Origin of the sequence: Dyadobacter bucti (genome assembly GCF_005869225.1) — a bacterium.
Taxonomy (GTDB): domain Bacteria; phylum Bacteroidota; class Bacteroidia; order Cytophagales; family Spirosomataceae; genus Dyadobacter; species Dyadobacter bucti.
This window is the reverse complement of the sequence record NZ_SWFP01000002.1, coordinates 127,592-144,555: the sequence shown is the minus strand read 5'-3', so window position 1 is coordinate 144,555 and position 16,964 is coordinate 127,592. Positions and strand designations below refer to the sequence as shown.

Here is a 16,964-nt window from a genome sequence, read left to right as displayed (position 1 = left end):
AATTCTGATCCCAGGTGTTTAAAGTTTACAGCTCATCGGCAGGTTCCGGAAAAACATATACACTCACCAAGGAGTATTTAAAACTGGCGTTACATTCCAATTCCGACACTTACTTCAGGCACATACTGGCAGTAACGTTCACCAATGCAGCCGCCAACGAAATGAAAGACCGGATTTTATTAATGCTCCGGGTTTTTTCTGACGCTGCGAATTCAGACGCGCCGCCGCATCCCATGCTGAAAGATGTCGTGACCGAACTCTATCCGGAAACTGCCGGAAACCAGGTATTATTTGATGAAGTAAGCCAATTGATCTCTCTGCGTGCGCAACTGGTATTCAGGCAGATATTACACCGGTACTCCGATTTTTCGGTGATGACGATCGATAAGTTTACACAAAGGCTAATCAGCAGCTTTACCGATGAACTAGGCATTCCTTTTGTCTTTGAGACGCAGCTTGACAGGGAATTACTGGACGAGGCCGTGGATCGTTTATTGGCAAGAATAGGGCAGGAGGGCGAAGAAATCCTTACGGATATTGTCGAAAAATATTACCGCGAAAATGCCGAGGAAGGTAAAAGCTGGGGCACTCTGCCCATGCAGATTAGGGAAACATCGGGCACTTTGCTCAGCGAACAAAGTTACCTGCAAATGCAACGGGTAGCAGACCTGAAAATGGAAGACTGGATTGTGATCAGGAACCAGATGAGGGATTTTGTCAAAGAAACCGAGGCCAAACTGACCCGGCATGCACAAAACGCCTTGCAATTAATCCAGTCTACTTTCCTCACAGAAAAAGATTTCCACCAGGGCGGGCGTGGGATCTATGGATTTTATAAAGACAGGGCAGAAGGAAAGAAGATCTGGACAGAACCCAATTCATACGTATATAAAACAATTGGCGAGGGAGTTTGGTATGGGGCGAAAACGGCCCTACTGATCAAAGATGAAATTGAAAAGGTCAGGACCGATCTTGAAAATTACTTTCATCAGATCGAAAATATCCGTCTGGCTGAAACGGAGAAAGTGACACTATACATTCAGCTGGACCGGCATATCTACAACCTGTCGCTGCTGGGTGAAATCAGAAAAGAATTTGATGCGCTTTTGAAACAAAACAACCAGGTCCATATTTCAGATTTTAACCGTAAAATTGTTGAGATCGTCGCCAGCGAGCCGGTTCCCTTTATTTTTGAGAGGCTGGGCGAAAAGTATAACCATATTCTGGTCGACGAGTTTCAGGATACCTCCAAATTGCAATTCGCAAACCTCCTGCCTTTGATCGAGAATGCACTTTCGGGAGGACATTTTAACCTGATCGTGGGAGATGCGAAACAGTCCATATACAGGTTCAGGGGAGGCGATATGGATTTGATCCTGAATCTCGCGCAAAACCAGGTGATGCAGCTGGCCAGTGTCCTGGGAAGCAGTCCGTATAATGAAGATCGGTTAGGAAGTCTGGACAACTATCTTCACGTTAACCATCTTAAAATAAACCGAAGGAGCCACCGGGAGATAACCGATTTCAACAATAAATTCTTTCAGTTCATATCTGAAACGACAGGTAATTCGTCCCAGTTGATCCGCGATGTTTTCGATGAGAATTTTCAGCAGGAAATTCCCGGGGAAGTACCGTCGGGTGGACATGTGCAGATCGAATTTCTGGAAGCCGTGGGTGAGTCAGATGAAGCAGGGGATGAGAATTCAAATGACAGCATTGTCAGGCGTTCTCTTGAACTGGTATCGGAATTAAGAGAAAAAGGTTACAACTGGCGGGATATAGCTATTCTCTGCCGTAGGAAAAAAGAGGCAACTTCGCTGGCAAATGCGTTAAAGGAGATCGGATACCCGTTGATATCTGACGATGCGCTTTCACTGGCGTACTCGCGGTCGGTGCATTTTATTGTCTCTTTCATGAAGGTGCTGCAAAGTTCGGATCACCGACTGGCGAGGTACGAGGCGGCTTATCTGTTTCATAACGTTGTAAGACGGGAAAACCCTGCTGCTGCGGAGTATGAGCAGATCCGGTTACTTTGCGAGGAACGCGGGCTCGATACTTTTCTGGAATACTTCAAGCGGTGGAATATCAGCCTCACCGCATTCCGGATGCGTCAGCTTTCGGTATTTGAACTCAGCGAAATGCTGATGGAGCAGTTCGGGTTATTTGAAAACCATTTTGAAAATGAATACCTGTTCAGGTTTCTGGATGTCGTACTCGAATTCGGCAACCGTAAAAGTAACCATCTCGGGGATTTTCTGAATTATTGGGAATCAGCCAGGCAAAAGCTTTCGATTACTATTCCCGAAGAAACGGACGCGATCCGGATTACGACCATACATAAGTCCAAAGGCCTGGAATATCCTGTGGTAATTGTCCCATACGCACATTGGAAAGTGACACCCAATGCCAAGCTGGACAGGCTTTGGATAGATCTGGATCACGTAGATTACGAGGAACTTACACTTGGTAATCAACCCAACTACCTGAATAAAAAGCTGAGAAGCTCCATGGTTTCAGTCGTGAAGGACCTGGGGATTACAGCGATTGCCGATCAATATGATGAAGAGCGATCTCGAACACTGGTAGAAAATCTGAACCTGTTATATGTTGCATTTACGCGCCCTGTGCAGCGTTTGTATATATTGGCAAAACGCGAGAGAAAATGGGAGTCCGGGCAGTTGGTAAGTAACTGGCTGCATGATTATCTCGACCGCCAGGATTTCGTTCCTGCCTGGAATGAAACCGAATCCGTATATGTGATTTCTGATGGAGATGATATATGCAAACATGCCCATTTACGTTCGGACGCACAACCCTTTGTGATGAAAGAAATCCTGAGCAATGACCGGACGGAGTCGCTGAGATTGCGCAGGATGGCAGACCGGATTTTTGATGTGCAGACTTTTGAACCCCGCCATGACCGCATACAGCGGATCCGTTACCTGCTGACGAGACTAAAGACGATCTCAGATTTGCCTCAGGCGATTGAGAAACTTGTAGCTGAAGGGATTTTTACAAGATCGGAAGGATCGCAGGTGGCTGCGCAAACGGATTCCCTGCTCAGCGATCCCGCTTTACGGCTTCTGTATGCTGACAATGTAACCCTTCAAATCAACAAGGAACTATTGATGCCGGGCGGTAAAATGCTGCATATTGACAGACTCGTTCAGATACCGGACGGAGAATTTGTATTTATGTCTTTTGTGGGGGGAAGCAGCCTGGAAGCACCCAAAAAGCATCTTAAAAAGTTGATCAGAGCATATCAGGAACAGGGAAAACCTGCAAAGGGGGTACTGGTGACATTAGAGCATGAAATGGTTGAGTGGGTAACTGCCTGATTTGATTCAAAAAATCGAAGAAAAAGCCTAATATCTTCGTTTGTAGAAATAATTTCTTTTAGTCTACGAAAAAAAATGACAAAATACTTCGCTAGTATGCTGTTTTTTGACCTGAATTGATTTTTTTTTCCAGATATTCACAAAAAATTTACTGACTGCAAGATTTTTTATTGTCACTGTCAAATTTATGCGTCTATCGTTTCAGCATCAGGTTCTGGTCGGAATTGCGTTTTCAATTGTTTTAGTTTTCGTAGTTGGGCTTTCTTCTTACAACGCAATCAAGTTACAGCAGCAAAATGCTGAATGGGTTGACCATACCCGGGAAGTGATCAGCACATCGTCGGCTGTGCGGGGTGTCCTTCTGAAATCTGAGGCCAACGTCCGCGGATTCATTCTGGCCAACAATTCTTTTTATGAAAAGGCTTATCGCGAGGCTTCTGAAAGCCTGCCAATCCAGCTGGAAGCAATGCGGAAACTTGTCTCGGACAATGCGGAGCAAGCTAAACGTGTTGACACCCTCGCCTCTGTGATTCACGCTCGTCTTGACATTATGGAGCAGCAGTATGAGTTGGCTAAGACAAAGAATTATTCACTCGACAGCATACGTTTGCTGCTGATGAAGGGCAGGAGTTTGTCGTCGCAGGTTGAATTGAATTTCAAAAAAATAGAAAATGTTGAGGAGGCACTCCTGGCGGAAAGGGAAAGGGATGCTTTGACGAGCGCTACACGTGCCAAGCAGTTTATTCTTGGAGGTACATCGACCTTTTTTCTGGTGATATTTTTGTTGTACTACTTTATCCGGAGAACATATCTCGCCCAGAAAGCATCTGAAAAAGAGACGCTTAATGCTAACAAGCGGCTGGAAGAACTTTCTCTGGAAGACCATGAAAAGAATTGGATCCTTAATGCCGCAGTGGAAGTTTCGGTCGCTATCAGAGGAGAGCCGACGCAGTTGGAGCTGGCAAAACGGTTTCTGCACCGTCTGGTGGAAGTGACGGATTCCCTGGTGGCAGCGATGTATTTGACAAGCAGAGATCATGGCAGTCTTGAACTGGCGGTTTCGTACGGGATCCCTGACGCACAATCGGTGCCAAGGAACATCATGATGGGCGAGGGGTTATTAGGGCAGATGGCTAAGGATAATACCAGTTTTAAAAGACTCGAAGTTTCTGAAAATTATTTCAGGATTAAAACAGCCACCGGAAGCAACCCGGGCGGGGTTGTTTTTTTGAAGTCGATCGCTTTTGAGGGTTCGGTGGTTGCGGTTATCGAGATCGGCTTTTTAAGGGAGCCGGGATCAAGGATCGTGAAGCTTCTGGAGATGGTTTCGGATAACGTTGCGGTGGCGATTGCTGCTGCGCACGCGCGGCAGGTAACGAATGAGCTCCTGGAAAAAACCCAGCTCCAGGCCGAAGAACTGGAAACCCAGCAGGAGGAGTTGCGGGTAACCAATGAAGAACTTACACGCCAGACATCATTGCTTCAGGTTTCCGAGGAAGAACTTCGGGTGCAGCAGGAGGAGCTCAAACAGATCAATACCGAGCTGGAAGAGAAGGCAGTTTTGCTTGAAGAACAGAAAAATACGATTGAAGAAGCCAGAGACCAGGTTCAGCTGAAAGCCGACGAACTTGAAAGAAGCGGGAAATTCAAAAGTGAGTTTCTGGCCAATATGAGCCATGAACTACGCACACCGCTCAACAGCATCCTGATTTTGTCCCGGATACTCGGTGAAAACAAGGGGGCAAGACTGAATGAGGAAGAGGCGAAATATGCATCGGTTATTTACAACTCAGGAAATGACTTGCTGACGCTGATCAATGATATCCTTGATCTGGCAAAGGTGGAGGCAGGAAAAGTGGAGCTGATGCATGAGAATGTCAAAACGGAGCTGATCTTATCCGAAATACGCAATACTTTCCAGAAGGTAGCAGAGAACAAGTCGCTGAATTTAAAGATAGAAAAAGCCTCTTCTTGCCCCGAATCCCTATATATAGACCACACCCGACTTCTGCAGATACTGCGCAATCTCCTGTCGAACGCCATCAAATTCACTTCTGCGCACGGTACGGTTTCACTGACCATGAGCCAGGAGTCCGGAATGCTGCATTTCGAAGTTTCGGATACGGGTATTGGGATTCCATTAGAAAAGCAGCAGGCCATTTTTGAAGCATTCCAGCAGGCGGACGGCTCCACAAGCCGGAAATTCGGCGGCACAGGATTGGGGCTATCGATCAGCCGCGAACTGGCCCAGTTGTTCGGAGGAAGTATTTCTTTAAAAAGTGAGGCCGGAGTGGGATCAGTGTTCACACTGAAAATACCCGTTCGGGACCAGGAGACTGCCGTAACCGAAGTTACCTCTCAAGTTGAGACTGCCAATTTGCGAAAAGAACCTGCGAGTGAAAAAGGCGTCGTTCTTCCTACAAGAGAAGAGAGATTGCTGCTGATTGAGGATGATCCGATTTTTGCTGCCGATATGCTTACCAAAGCGAAGAGCAGCGGATTCGAAGTAATGATCGCGGAAGATGGCAGGACAGCCTTGGAACTGGCCGCCACATTCAATCCGACCGCCATTATCCTGGATATGCATCTGCCGGACATGTCTGGTGAAGAGGTTCTAAAAAAACTTAAATCAGACCCGACAACAAGATTGATCCCGGTCCATACTGTGTCCGCCGGAGATCATTTCGATGCCGATCATTTGAAAAACGGGGCTATCGGCTTTATGCAAAAACCAGTGGATAAGAAATCGGCAGAGCATATTTTCAGCCTGCTAAAACTGGAAGGCAAAGACCTTGACAAGCAGCGGATACTGCTTGTGGAAGACGATACTTATCAGAGTAAATATCTCGGCGATTTTTTAGCCTCGAACAACATTTTTGTCCTGTACGCCTACTCGGCAGAGGAGGCACTTTCAATTCTCACTCATGAACTGGTGCATGGTATCATCCTGGATATCAGGCTGGCAGACATGAACGGGCTGGATCTTCTTGATCAGATCAAGGAAAATCCCGGCTGGAAATCGATACCGGTAGTGGTCAACACAGCCGAGGACCTGAGCCAGGCGGACCTGAGCCGGGTAATGAAATATGCACATCCGATTGTCATGAAAACCCGCAAGTCCAATGAACGGTTGCTGGACGAAGTGAAATTGTTTTTAAGAAAGATCCAGCCCAAATCTGTCCAACCTGAGCCGGTGAAGGAATCTTTCAGTAATGCTATCGTCAACGCAGACAAGGCTTTTATCGGTAAAAAAATACTGGTAGCTGACGATGACATGCGGAACATATTTGCACTCAGCGCAGTGCTGGAAGAAGCTGGTTTTACGATTGAGATTGCTACAAATGGTAGAGAAGCCATAGAAAAACTGGCGGAAGTTCCCGGTATCGAACTGGTGCTTATGGATGTGATGATGCCTGAAATGGACGGGATAGAAGCGACAAAAATCATCAGGCAAAACAGCAAATGGGCCAACCTGCCTATCATCGCGGTCACTGCGAAGGCGATGCAGGGCGACAGGGAACAGTGCCTGGCAGCGGGCGCGAATGATTATATATCAAAACCTGTGGATGTGGACAAGCTGCTTTCCCTGATTAAAGTTTGGTTACAAGCGTAGACTCATGATTACAATCGAATATTCAGATCTGGAATTGCTGATCGTTCGTATCCGGGAAACATCGGGATTCGATTTTTCAGGTTATGCACGTCCGTCCCTGCTGAGAAGAGCCAGCCGTTACCTGACTAACAAATCATTGGACCTGAGCGGATTATTGTTCCATATAGAGCAGGGGGGCAAGGAAGTATACGATCTGATCCAGGAACTTACAGTCAATTATTCCGAAATGTTCCGTGATCCGGACTTTTTCATTGCATTGAGGTCGGAAGTGTTTTCTTATCTCGAATCCTATCCGGCAATCAGGGTTTGGGTGGCAGGCTGTGCTTCGGGCGAGGAGGCGTTTTCAATGGCTGTGTTACTGCGGGAGGCAGGGTTTTCGGACAAGTCGCTGATCTATGCCACCGATCTGAACAATAAGGTGCTTTCGGCAGCGCGCGAGGGTGTTTTCACTTTGTCCAATGTCAAGACCTTTTCGGAAAATTATCTGCTGGCAGCGGGTAGATACTCGTTTTCGGATTATTATCATGTAGCGTATGACAAAGCTTTCATTTCTCCCGAATTGCGGAAGAACATCGTTTTTTCATTGCATGACCTTACGGGCGATGGTGTGTTCAATGAGTTTCAGCTTGTCAGCTGCCGGAACGTGATGATATATTTCACGGTAGAGCAGCGTCAGAGGGTTTTCAGGCTGCTATATAACAGTCTGAGCATATTCGGGTTCCTGTGTCTCGGTAAGCGCGAAACCCTTCGATACTCCGGGGTGGAGGAAAATTTCAGGATTATTGATAAGAAACTGAACATTTATCAGAAAATCAAATGAAAAGCGCCAGCGATGCATCGCTCAGGCTGGTTTTGATCGGCGGGTCTTCGGGGAGTTTTACCATCTTTGAGGATATTTTGAAAATGCTGACCGGCCCTTTGTCTTTTTCCATGATATTCGTCCTTCACAGGGGGAAGAAGAGCTCGGCGTCGCTGCCCGATTTGTTTAAATCAAAAACGCAGGTACCGATGAAAGAACCTTACCATCTGGAACCTATCGAAACCAATCACATTTATTTCGCTTTTCCGGATTATCATTTGCTCATCGGGCCGGACCGGCATTTCTACTACGACTGCTCGGGTAAAGATTTCTTTTCCCGGCCTTCGATAGACGCAACTTTTATCTCGGCAGCGGTTTCCGGGATTCCCGTAAAGGCTGCCATGCTGTTTTCGGGGTCCAGCGCCGACGGTGCTTCCGGGATGAAGTTGCTCGAAGAGAAAGGGTTCCCGACCTATGTCCAGGATCCGGCTTTTGCCGAGTCCAGGCGAATGCCCGACGAAGCGTTGGCGATATGTGACCGGCACCAGGTACTCCGTAAAAAAAACTATTTGAAAGAGATTAACGATATACTTTTCTATTAGCTGTAATAACCCATGACAAATACAAAAATTCTGCTGCTGGACGACCGGGAAGAAAACCTGCTTTCCCTGAAAGCAATTCTGAACAGGGATGACATTGAGATATTCACGACTACCTCCACCAACGAAGCATTGAGAATGGTATGGGAAAACGACATTGCCGTAGCATTGGTGGATGTCCAGATGCCGGGAATGGATGGATTTGAATTCGCTGAAACATTACTGTCCAACCCCAAAACGAAGGAAATCCTGATCGTCTTCGTGACCGCTATTTCCAAAGAGACTTCCTATGCTGTGCGGGGCCTGAAAACCGGGGCTATTGATTATCTCTACAAACCCCTTGACCCTTATATTACCAATGCCAAAGTGGATTCACTCATACGCCTTGCCCGCAGCCAGAAAGAGATCAGGGATAAAAACAAGCAGCTCGAAAACTTTGCGACCATTGTCCTCAATTCCCCGGATATCATAGCAACGGTCGAACCGGAAACGGGTAATATCATTTCGGTGAACCCTTCGGTCGAAACAATACTTGGTACAACTGTTTCGGCTTTGCTGGGGATCAGTATCCTGGACTTGCTGGTAGAACCGCACAATTCCGGCCTGCGGGAAGTGTTGGTAAAAAGGACTTACTTCGGTGGTGAGACGATCGTGGTCGAGGACCAGTTTTATGGAAGGTTACGCCAGCCAGTGTGGCTGGAACTGCGGATCATGTATAAAAACAGGCTGCTTTTCGTGAACCTGCATGATGTGGAAAAAAGAAAGGCCCACGAACGTGCATTGATTGACGCACAAAGCCTGGCCGAGAAAGCAAGAAAAGTAAAGGAATCTTTTCTTGCCAATATGAGCCACGAGATCAGGACGCCTTTGAACGGTATTATCGGGATCGGCAACCTGCTCGCAGCCACCAATCTCGACCAGCCCCAACGGGAACTGCTCAATATGCTGCGGCAGTCGTCGGGATCACTACTGAACATCCTGAACGACATTCTGGATATCTCGAAAATCGACGTGGGCAAATTCTCTATTCTCCCCACGTCTACCGATCTCAGAGTTCTGGGAAAGGGTATCATAGATTTGATGAAGTTTAAAGCTGATGAAAAAAAACTTGATCTCAAACTCTTCATACCGGATTCGATCCCGGACTGCGTTATGGCCGACGGTATGCGGCTGAATCAGATCCTGCTGAACCTGGTGGGAAATGCCCTGAAATTCACCGATTCAGGAAATGTGAAGTTGCGGATGGAGAAGATTTCCACGGAGGATTCCATACATAAGATCAAATTCATTGTGGAAGATACCGGAATAGGGATGTCTGAGGATCATATCGCGAACATATTTTCCGAGTATGGGCAGGCATCTGAAAATACTTCTTACCAGTACGGAGGTACCGGATTAGGCCTGACAATTTCCCAAAAACTCGTCAGGCTCATGGGAGGGGAACTTGAAGTTAACAGCAGGTATAACCATGGGAGTGAATTTTTCTTTACCCTGATCTTAAAAGACGCGAACGAAAAAACCGGGGAAATAAAGCCTGCGATCGCATTTCAGGACCTGCCTCCTTTTACGGGAAAAACGGTCCTTGTAGCCGAGGATAATCCCATCAATGCCTTGCTTCTCAAAAAGTATCTCACTTCCTGGAAGCTGGTACCGATCATGACGGTCAATGGCAAGGAAGCCATTGATGTGCTGCGTGAAAGAAGTTTTGACCTCATCATCCTCGACACCCGCATGCCTGAAATGGACGGCTTCGAGACTGCCCGCTACGCACGCCAGAAACTTGGTATCGTCACGCCTATTCTGTCGCTTTCTGCAACTGTTTTGCCGGAGGAAGTGGACCAGGCCCTGAGCTCCGGAATGAACGATACTTTGTCCAAACCTTTTGAGCCCGAAAAGCTGCATGCAAAAATCGATTTTCTGGTGAACAAGCTTGCCGTCTGAAAACGGTCTGACACCGGCAGACTGATTAGTTTGCAACTATTTATTCCCGTTTGTCGTAATGATTACTACAGGATTTCGTTTATAAAAAAGTAATCATAATCGCTCAAATCAGTAAAATGAAAAATATAGGAAACAGTTGGTCTTTACTTCTGTTAGCAACCCTCGCTGCATGCAGTTCGACGAAAACAATGCCCTACGAATCAAAATGGAATGCACCGTTTTCTTACGTAGAAGAGATCAAGCCCGATCAACAGGATCAGAAATCGAGATTGAGGTACGGGATTATCAATGATGAACATTACGTTTACATCACGCTGAAAACCAAAGATCCGAATACCATCCAGAAAATTCTGGGAAGTGGGCTGAAGATATCATTTAGCCCGGAAGGTCAGAAAAAAGAGGGATACTCGCTTCTTTTTCCAGTGATCATGAAGGAGGACAGAAAAGCACTTAAACGCATTGAAACGGATCTCCCGAACAGCCTGGGCCTGGGGCTTCTCCTGGATTCTTACAACAAAGAAGCATTGTGGAAAGACAAACAAGGCCAGCGTTTTATCAATCTCGTAGCCGCGGACGGAAGTATCAAATCACATATTTCCATGGATAAGGACGGAGAACTTTCTGAGCAGATAGCGATTCCGTTCAGTCTGATGGGTGTTAATACGAAAGAGAATTCAATGCTCGGTATCAATATCAAAATAGAAGGTCAATCGTCTCAGTCTGGTTTCAGTCCGAGGATAGGGATCGGCCTCGGCGGAGGTATAGGAATGGGCAGCGGCATGGGAGTGGGGATTGGAACGGGCGGCTACGGTTCCCGCTATGACAACAGCGACCGAAATGTCGATATCAGGCTGGAAGTCCAGCTTGCAAGGGCCAACTGATTTTGGAACCCGCCGTAAAAAACGGCGGGTTTTTTTATGACTTCCCGTTATGGAATACTATTTGCTGTAATTTCGGCGTCCGGTTCTGATCTCCAAAACGATTGCATGTGAATAAAGGCACGGTTAAAAAATTATACAACTTTTTAAAGTTTCGCCGGGATTTCACCCGGTTCAGTCTCAGCAAGGCCAGAAGCTACGAGATCGTTCTGTTCTGGCTGAAAAATGTGCTCAGCCGTACTCAGTTTTTGATTCTTTCCGGGGTTTTGGTGGGTATCACCTGTGGTCTTGCCGGGGTAGTCCTCAAATCTCTGGTACATTACATCCACTACATTATTACATATAAAGTACACTTCGAAGAGCAGGTTTTCTTTTATATTCTGTTTCCCTTTCTGGGGATCGTGATCACTACGCTGGTCGTTCTGTTCTTTTTCAAAGGCCAGGATAAAAAAGGCATTTCAGTTATTCTGTATGAAATCGCCCGAAATTCGAGTGTTGTTTCTTCGGTAAAAATGTACTCCCAGATTGTGCAAAGTGCCATCACGGTGGGCTTAGGAGGCTCGGCCGGTCTGGAAAGTCCCATTGCTGTTACCGGGGCTGCAATCGGCTCGAACTTTGCGCAAACCTACAAGCTCGACTACCGCGAACGCACATTGCTGCTCGCTGCCGGGGCAACTGCCGGCATTGCTTCTGCTTTCAATGCGCCCATAGCCGGGATGATGTTTGCATTTGAAATACTGCTTACAGGCGTAGTGTTTACAGATTTCATTCCGCTCGTAGTCGCTGCCGTCTGTGGGAGTCTTGTATCCAAGATCCTCCTGCAGGAAGATGTTCTTTTTCAGTTTAAAACACGCAATCCGTTCGATTACCACAACATTCTTTACTACCTGGTGCTGGGTATTTTGTGCGGTTTGTATGCCAGATACTTTGTGCTCATCGCCAAATATATCGATCAGTTTTTTCATGGATTAAAGATCACAAGGATCAGAAAGGCGATGCTCGGCGGGGCAATACTCTCTGTCTTATGTGTACTTTACCCGCCACTTTTCGGAGAAGGGTATGACACGATTAAAGCGCTGACAAACGGCGAGATCCTGCCGGTGATCGAGAACAGCTTTTTTCGTTTTATAGGATACCATGAGTGGGTAGTGGTGGTGTTTGTTGCACTGATATGTCTGCTGAAAGCATTCTCAGCTTCGATCACGATTTTCAGCGGCGGCAACGGTGGGAATTTCGCTCCTTCTCTCTTTGCCGGCGGAACGCTGGGCTATGTTTTTGCGCTGCTTTGTCTTCGTTTCGGCATAGCAGATGTGCCGGTCAATAACCTGGTGATTGTCGGTATGGCCGGGGTAATGAGCGGGGTTTTGTACGCGCCGCTGACAGCCATTTTCCTGATTGCAGAATCCACCTCCGGTTACGATCTGTTTGTTCCGCTCATGATCGTTTCCGTCACATCTTTTTTGATGGCAAAATGGTTTTCTCCTATTTCTCCTGACTTGCAGAAACTCGCGGACCAGGGGCAGATCTTCACAAAGGAGCACGACCGCAACCTGCTTTCGCTGCTCGATATCCTCGATCTTATTGATAAAGATGTGCAGGTGATCAAGGTGGGTGCATCATCCGAAGAGCTGGCCGATGCTTTGCGTACAGGCAAAAGAAATATGATTTCAGTCGTGGACGAAAACCTCAGACTGGTGGGCATTATCTCCCTGGAAGATGTACGCCCTTTACTTTTTAATCCGGATGCCTACGAATTTCTGACGGTGGAGAATCTCATGAAAAAACCTTCCGTGGTCATCAGTGATTTTGACAGCGTGGTAAGCGTGGTAAAGAAGTTCGACGAAACCGGAGCATGGAACTTACCGGTCGTAAAAGTGTCGGGTGAATTTATCGGCTTCATTTCCAAATCAGGCGTGCTGAACAGCTATCGGCAGCTGTTGCGCGCGCATTCCGGATAATTATTTTTTTCATTTTGTGCATTAGGAATCATTCAAATAGGTTTTATATTTGCAATATACTTGATTACTCAAATATATATCAACAATTTGTCAATCGTATGTCAACTATATCTCAATCTTTAAAGCTGTTTCTTAACCTCACTACCGTCCAGGCGCTGACCTTCAAACGCTTTGATTCCCGGCTGGCAAGCCATGGTGTCAGCCTCAATGAATTCATGATTTTATTCCATCTTGGAGAGGCGCCCGACGAAAAACTGCGCAGGATCGATCTTGCTGAGAAGATCGGGCTGACGGCTTCCGGGATCACCAGAATGCTCTCACCGCTCGAAAAACTGGGCTTGGTGAGGCGGGAAGCAAATAGCCGGGATGCACGTGTGAGCTATGTAAAACTGGCTCCTGCAGGCAAGCGGATACTTGTCGATGCGACAGCTACTGCCGAGGCTACTTCGGAGCAGATCCTGGCGACGGTGAAGACAAAAAAGCTGGATGATGTAGCCCGGGTGATGGTAGAGCTGGGCGGGACAATTGAATAGCGGCCGTCGCGGAAAAGTTATTTTTCTGTACGAAAATCAGAACTCCCGGATTGCCGTATTGCAACCCGGGAGTTCTTCAAAAATGAAGCTTTTTATTTCGCTTTCCGCACATAGATATTGCCATTCATATTCTTCATCATAATCTCCTTTCCGCCGCCGTTTATTTTACCTTTGACCCAGTCTTCCACGCTGACTTTGTACATGCCTTCCTTGCTGGTACGGACTGCCTTTGGCTGCGTATTATCGACGTCCACGTCAAAATCGCTATAAATTTCCCCCCTGTCTGATTTCAGTTTTACGTCGAATTTCGCGCTTGCCGGAAAAGTCACATCAATGTTTCCGTTCAACGTCGAGAACGCCATCGGGGACTCGGGGTTTATACTTTTAAAATTCGCTTTAAGCGTCCCGTTGATCGTATTCGCAACCGCTGATCCCGAAACATTGGTCATGGTGATCAGCCCGTTCACGTTCGTGATCTCCATTTCGCCGTTTACGTTTTCAATCACGATATCGCCGTTGTTGATCGTGCTTACTTTAAGCGAAAAGGTCGGGGGCACTTTAATCTCCAGATCCAGATGGGAATTAACTTTTTTGGAACTGATTGAAACGTGATTTTTTTCTTCTGTCCCGGTGAGATCGATACCCCTGGAAGGTGCCGAGAGTTTTCTCATGCCGCCGGCATTTTCGTCAGGCTTTTCCTTCCTGTTTTTCTCAGGCGCTTTCGTCGAAGCATCTATCACGACCTGATTTCCGGTATAACCTGTCACCCTGATGCTCCCGTTAATAAGGCCGACTTCCAGTGAGCCCGGTTTGCCGGGGTCTGTAAGGGGGATTGTAAGCTGCTCCCTGGTCTCATTTTGAGCCCACGCAGGGATTGGACTTGTAACCAGGACAAATGCTATGAAGAGAATCTTAATGGAATGCGTTTTCATGATTGTTTTTTAATATAAATGTTACCGTTAAATGTTTCAAATTTGAAAGTCTTGCCACCATTTCCGAAGCGGATCATGGTTTCGGTATTGAGCTTGTAAACCGTTTTGCTATCCTGGTTTTCCGCGTTCTTGACGACTTTCGGGGGCAGCGACTCGGCGTTCGGGAAGTCTGTGTAAAAATCGCCGTTGAAGCTTTTGAACTGACAATCTGCCGAAAGCGTCGCGGGGTAGCTGATCTTGATATCGCCGTTGAGCGTTTTATAATCCGATTCACCGGGAGGTAGCGCAACGTAATTGGCCTCTACATTACCATTGATCGTTCTGGCAACTGTTTTTCCTTTGGCATTGACAATTTTTACCGCGCCATTTACATTGGAGACGTCCAGCGCACCGGTCACATTGCTGACTTCCACATTGCCGCCATTGACGGTAGAAACATGTAGATTAAGCGAGTAGGGGACTTTCACAGTATAATTGAGCTCGAAATGGTATTCTACTTTCCTTTCATTTCTTTCCTTCCAGTTACGGTTCGGACGAGAATCGAAAGGCTCTGAAATGTAGGCCGTGATGCTGTCAGCCTTTTCGTCGTATTCCAGTTTAAATTCCGCTTTTCCTTTTTGAAGGTTAGCTTCGTCTTTGGCAGTGATCGTTTTGTCGATTTCCAACACCACTTTGTTGCCGTCATATCCTTCCACTTTGATATAGCCATTGATGTTATAAATCGCCAACGTACTGGCGGAAGCACTCTGGGAAATGGTGAATTCTTTACTTATATGTTCCTGGAATTCAAGCTTTTGGGCCGGGGCCTGGGCACAGCAGAACACTGCTCCCGCCAGCAGGGGGATCGCAAAATATTTCATGGCGTATAAAAAATTGAGATGATGGTTTAAGATAAATCCTTGATCGACTGCTCGATTTTATTTTTCACAAGATCATTGAGATCTTCCTTTCGAAGTAGCGATTGCAATGCCTTTACAGAGCCTTTTTCCTGCATTTTGACCATTACATCCGCAAGGGCAACCTGCACCATCGGAGAGTCCTGTATGGCCAGCGATTTTACCAGCCCTTCACGCACAGCCGGGTTTTTGGCAAACTGGGTCAGCGCTTCCAGCGTTACCAACCTCACATTGACATTCGGGTCATTATTGAGTGTGGCAAACAAAGCCTCTATGACACGTTCGTCTGCGTCGGTTATTTCACTGGTATACCCCACCGCCCGCAGCCTTTCAGTTGCCGAGGGATTTTCGATCAGGGAGAGCATCATCGTGCTTTTCATCTCCTGGACTTGTCCTGCAAGCATGTCTATTTGCTGTTCATAGGTACTTGCTTCAATTTTGGGCCGGCTGGTTTTGCTCCCGATCACCCAGCCAAGTGCCACCAGCAAAAGGCTGAAAGCAAGCTGAATGCTCCATTGTGGCAACGCAAAACTTTTTATTTTCCCCAATAGGTTTTCAAAAGAAAACCGGTGACCCGCTTTTTCGGACGCTTTGAAAGTGTCCAGCATCGCATGAAACTGAACCCGCATTTCCTGACTTGGTTCCGGGACCTTCATTTGACCCATAGCCTCCCAAACCTGCCTGCTGGCCGCAAATTCTTCCTGACAATGCAGGCAGTGGATCAGGTGTTTTTCAACCTCAGAGCGGTCCGTAGTGGTCAGATTATGATTGAGCCAATCGGTCAGTTGCCCTTTTATATTTTCGCAATTCATATCATTATCTGCGGCTTTCATTTTTTACAAACATTTTTTTCAATTCCCCCAGCGCCCTGTGGACGCGTACTTTCACCGTTCCTTCCGTAATGTTCAGCGCATTCGCTATCTCGTCGTATTTCAGCTCCTGAAAGCGGCTCAAAACCAGTACCTCCCGGTGTTCGCTGCTCAATGTTTCCATTGCTTTATGCAGCTGTTCAGCGTCCTGCTGTTTTTCAAAACCCTCATCAGCCAATGCCCCGCCGGCCAGATGGTCGGCCATTTCGTTTACGTCATAGTGATGAAGTGTCTTGTTCTGTTTTACCGAATCATGCAGGACGTTTCTTGCCAGATGGTACATCCACGTCCTGAATTCACCTTCACCTGTAAACGTCTGCCGGTATTTCAGCATACGGTAAAATACATTCTGGACCAGATCTTCACTGGTATTTTTCTGGTGCGTCATATGGTAAAAAAATCCGAACAAAGCCCGGTGGTGCCGCTCAAAAAGCAGCCCCATTTTGTCCATATCACCGGCTTTCACCCGGAGCATCAGCGAATTATCTGTCAGTGAGTTCAAACAGTCAGGCCGTTTTTTGTTGATCTTATAGTGGAAACTCCCGGGATTGGAAAAGGTTACAGGAATTTAAAAAATATTTGGAGATAACCCGGCAACTATCATTTCA

At 46.8% G+C, this 16,964-nt stretch carries 12 protein-coding genes; 8 read left to right on the top strand and 4 right to left on the bottom strand.

Going from position 1 to position 16,964, the window contains the following annotated elements:
• Positions 1 to 14: 14 nt before the first annotated feature.
• The 8 genes from FBF61_RS05870 (at position 15) to FBF61_RS05835 (ending at position 13,659) form a co-directional block, all read left to right on the top strand.
• Positions 15 to 3,338 (top strand): UvrD-helicase domain-containing protein, encoded by a 3,324-nt coding sequence (locus FBF61_RS05870; RefSeq protein WP_138476278.1) that lies wholly within the window; start codon positions 15 to 17, stop codon positions 3,336 to 3,338.
• A 187-nt stretch (positions 3,339 to 3,525) separates the two neighbouring features.
• The gene (locus tag FBF61_RS05865; protein WP_138476277.1) at positions 3,526 to 6,951 is read left to right on the top strand and encodes a hybrid sensor histidine kinase/response regulator; all 3,426 of its coding nucleotides are present in this window, start codon (positions 3,526 to 3,528) and stop codon (positions 6,949 to 6,951) included.
• A gap of 4 nt (positions 6,952 to 6,955) precedes the next feature.
• Complete coding sequence (locus FBF61_RS05860) at positions 6,956 to 7,771, top strand: CheR family methyltransferase (RefSeq protein ID WP_138476276.1); 816 nt, start codon at positions 6,956 to 6,958, stop codon at positions 7,769 to 7,771.
• On the top strand, positions 7,768 to 8,352 hold the full coding sequence (locus tag FBF61_RS05855; RefSeq protein ID WP_138476275.1) for a chemotaxis protein CheB: 585 nt from the start codon (positions 7,768 to 7,770) through the stop codon (positions 8,350 to 8,352). The genes FBF61_RS05860 and FBF61_RS05855 overlap by 4 nt, the downstream gene beginning before the upstream one ends.
• 12 nt (positions 8,353 to 8,364) lie before the next feature.
• Positions 8,365 to 10,290 carry a response regulator gene (locus FBF61_RS05850; protein ID WP_138476274.1) on the top strand — a complete coding sequence of 642 codons (1,926 nt, stop codon included), beginning with the start codon at positions 8,365 to 8,367 and terminating at the stop codon, positions 10,288 to 10,290.
• A 188-nt stretch (positions 10,291 to 10,478) separates the two neighbouring features.
• A complete protein-coding gene (locus tag FBF61_RS05845; RefSeq protein WP_229214931.1) occupies positions 10,479 to 11,171 on the top strand; it encodes a hypothetical protein in 693 nt (230 codons plus the stop codon).
• 107 nt (positions 11,172 to 11,278) lie between these two features.
• Positions 11,279 to 13,126: a chloride channel protein gene (locus tag FBF61_RS05840; RefSeq protein WP_138476272.1), complete on the top strand. Its 1,848-nt coding sequence runs from the start codon at positions 11,279 to 11,281 to the stop codon at positions 13,124 to 13,126.
• Positions 13,127 to 13,224: 98 nt separating this feature from the next.
• Positions 13,225 to 13,659: a MarR family winged helix-turn-helix transcriptional regulator gene (locus FBF61_RS05835; protein ID WP_138476271.1), complete on the top strand. Its 435-nt coding sequence runs from the start codon at positions 13,225 to 13,227 to the stop codon at positions 13,657 to 13,659.
• A 92-nt stretch (positions 13,660 to 13,751) separates the two neighbouring features.
• Here FBF61_RS05835 and FBF61_RS05830 read toward each other — a convergent pair whose 3' ends face one another.
• From FBF61_RS05830 to FBF61_RS05815, 4 genes are read right to left on the bottom strand one after another with little or no spacing between them, the layout of a single operon-like run.
• Positions 13,752 to 14,591: a DUF4097 family beta strand repeat-containing protein gene (locus tag FBF61_RS05830; protein ID WP_138476270.1), complete on the bottom strand. Its 840-nt coding sequence runs from the start codon at positions 14,589 to 14,591 to the stop codon at positions 13,752 to 13,754.
• The gene (locus FBF61_RS05825; RefSeq protein WP_138476269.1) at positions 14,588 to 15,451 is read right to left on the bottom strand and encodes a DUF4097 family beta strand repeat-containing protein; all 864 of its coding nucleotides are present in this window, start codon (positions 15,449 to 15,451) and stop codon (positions 14,588 to 14,590) included. Before FBF61_RS05825 ends, FBF61_RS05830 begins: the two co-directional genes overlap by 4 nt.
• Positions 15,452 to 15,477: 26 nt before the next feature.
• The gene (locus tag FBF61_RS05820) at positions 15,478 to 16,320 is read right to left on the bottom strand and encodes a HEAT repeat domain-containing protein (protein WP_138476268.1); all 843 of its coding nucleotides are present in this window, start codon (positions 16,318 to 16,320) and stop codon (positions 15,478 to 15,480) included.
• Entirely contained in the window at positions 16,304 to 16,831 is a 528-nt protein-coding gene (locus FBF61_RS05815) for an RNA polymerase sigma factor (protein ID WP_138477064.1), read from the bottom strand. The genes FBF61_RS05820 and FBF61_RS05815 overlap by 17 nt, the downstream gene beginning before the upstream one ends.
• Positions 16,832 to 16,964 lie beyond the last annotated feature (133 nt).

Coding starts and splice junctions, on each gene's coding strand:
- FBF61_RS05835 (WP_138476271.1), top strand. CDS start 13,225: ATGTCAACTATATCTCAATCTTTAAAGCTGTTTCTTAACCTCACTACC.
- FBF61_RS05845 (WP_229214931.1), top strand. CDS start 10,479: ATGCCCTACGAATCAAAATGGAATGCACCGTTTTCTTACGTAGAAGAG.
- FBF61_RS05865 (WP_138476277.1), top strand. CDS start 3,526: ATGCGTCTATCGTTTCAGCATCAGGTTCTGGTCGGAATTGCGTTTTCA.
- FBF61_RS05860 (WP_138476276.1), top strand. CDS start 6,956: ATGATTACAATCGAATATTCAGATCTGGAATTGCTGATCGTTCGTATC.
- FBF61_RS05830 (WP_138476270.1), bottom strand. CDS start 14,591: ATGAAAACGCATTCCATTAAGATTCTCTTCATAGCATTTGTCCTGGTT.
- FBF61_RS05815 (WP_138477064.1), bottom strand. CDS start 16,831: ATGCTCCGGGTGAAAGCCGGTGATATGGACAAAATGGGGCTGCTTTTT.
- FBF61_RS05825 (WP_138476269.1), bottom strand. CDS start 15,451: ATGAAATATTTTGCGATCCCCCTGCTGGCGGGAGCAGTGTTCTGCTGT.
- FBF61_RS05850 (WP_138476274.1), top strand. CDS start 8,365: ATGACAAATACAAAAATTCTGCTGCTGGACGACCGGGAAGAAAACCTG.
- FBF61_RS05855 (WP_138476275.1), top strand. CDS start 7,768: ATGAAAAGCGCCAGCGATGCATCGCTCAGGCTGGTTTTGATCGGCGGG.
- FBF61_RS05820 (WP_138476268.1), bottom strand. CDS start 16,320: ATGAAAGCCGCAGATAATGATATGAATTGCGAAAATATAAAAGGGCAA.